The 912-nt window shown below is 53.3% G+C and carries 1 protein-coding gene; it reads right to left on the minus strand.

Annotation, left to right across the window (positions count from 1 at the left end; translation table 11 throughout):
* On the minus strand, window positions 1-863 hold an 863-nt coding region (locus tag COY37_RS01270), incomplete at its 3' end, for a 4Fe-4S dicluster domain-containing protein (protein WP_286975641.1).
* Window positions 864-912: the final 49 nt, after the last annotated feature.

The raw sequence follows: 912 nt of genomic DNA on the forward strand, positions 1-912 counted from the left end.
CAGTGAAACTCCCTCGGGTTATGGCCGCCCGCTGCGCGGTTGTACTGGAAGAACATGCATGAATCCCAGCCACGGTAACGGTCGCCCGATTTAACGGTGCCGTCATCCTTGACATCGAAGCAATAACAGGTCGGGCACACGAAGGTGCATGCGCCGCAGCTTAAGCACTTGGCCGTAAGGTTTTGCCAGAAGGCTTCATCGGTAAAGAGGTTATCGAGCGCTTTTGCACTCGGTACCTCAAGTTTTTCCATCGAAGCCGCAACCGTTTCGCCGATACGCTTTGCAGCGGCCTCATCATCGACGGTTGCATCGCTAAGCGAGCCGGCCGTTTTCAAAAGCTCCTCGCCGGCCTCCGTGAGCGCTTCTACAATGTAGCGCCCGTCCAGATTCATCATCCAGACATCGCCCACCTTCTCGTCCGGAGCGCCGCCGACTGAGGTACAAAAACATGTGTTGCAGGCCTTGTTACAGGCCATGGTTACGAGCGCGGTATGTTTCCTGCGCTCGGCGTATTTATTCTCCGGCATTACCGGATCGAGAAACGGTTTATCGGTTAACGTAAACGACCGTGCGTCGCAGGGACGCAGACCAAAGATGACGGTCTTCGTCTCCTCTTCCGGTGCGTATTCAATCGCTATGCCGTTTTCATCCTTCTTGTAGGAGAGAATCTTCTCGACCTGCTTGAATATGATGCCCTTTGGTGAAAGATCGGTTCTGGCATCAAAAGCAGGGGCTTGCCCGGCCTTGATCTGTTTAAACGATGAGGCGCCTTCAACTTCCACCGGAGCATATACCCCGTAAGAAGCGACTAACTTATCAATCCATGACTGGATATTTCCAGCGGGTAATATCTTAGTGACCACTTTTCTCTAGCTCCTCCTTACGGAAGGTTTCAAGCGGTGGACGCTCATC

The sequence above is a fragment of the Candidatus Aquicultor secundus genome, assembly GCF_002791875.1.
GTDB classification, from domain to species: Bacteria; Actinomycetota; Aquicultoria; order Aquicultorales; family Aquicultoraceae; genus Aquicultor_A; species Aquicultor_A secundus.